The sequence below is a fragment of the Kitasatospora indigofera genome (assembly GCF_014655955.1).
Lineage (GTDB): Bacteria > Actinomycetota > Actinomycetes > Streptomycetales > Streptomycetaceae > Kitasatospora > Kitasatospora indigofera.
Window position 1 is genome coordinate 1 of sequence record NZ_BNBO01000192.1, and the last position, 562, is coordinate 562.

The 562-nt window shown below is 76.7% G+C and carries 1 protein-coding gene; it reads left to right on the forward strand.

The window, feature by feature from the left end:
• Window positions 1–562: beta-ketoacyl reductase (locus tag IE329_RS40115; RefSeq protein ID WP_190216001.1), on the forward strand; the 562-nt coding region annotated here is incomplete at both ends.

Genomic DNA, 562 nt, shown 5'->3' on the forward strand with positions numbered 1-562 from the left:
GTGGCGGCCTCGGCCGGGCGGGAGTGGGACCCGGCGGGGACGGTGCTGATCACCGGTGGCACCGGCGTGCTGGCCGGGGTGCTGGCCCGGCATCTGGTGGCGGAGCGTGGGGTGCGGCATCTGCTGCTGGTCTCGCGCAGTGGTGCGGACGCGCCGGGTGCGGCCGAACTGGCCGGGCTGGGTGCTTCGGTGACCTTCGCGGCGGCGGACACCGCCGACCGGGAGGCGCTGGCGGCGGTGCTGGCCGCGATCCCGGCGGAGCACCCGTTGACGGCGGTCGTGCACACCGCCGGTGTGGTGGACGACGGCGTGATCGGCGCGCTCACCCCCGAGCGGCTGGACACCGTGCTCCGCCCGAAGGCGGACGGCGCCTGGCACCTGCACGAACTCACCCGCGACAACCCGGACCTGGCCGCCTTCGTCCTCTACTCCTCGGTGGCCGGGGTGCTCGGCTCGCCGGGCCAGGCGGCCTACGCGGCGGCGAACACCTTCCTGGACGCGCTGGCCGTCCGTCGGCACGCCGAGGGCCTGCCGGCCCAGTCCCTGGCCTGGGGCCAGTGGG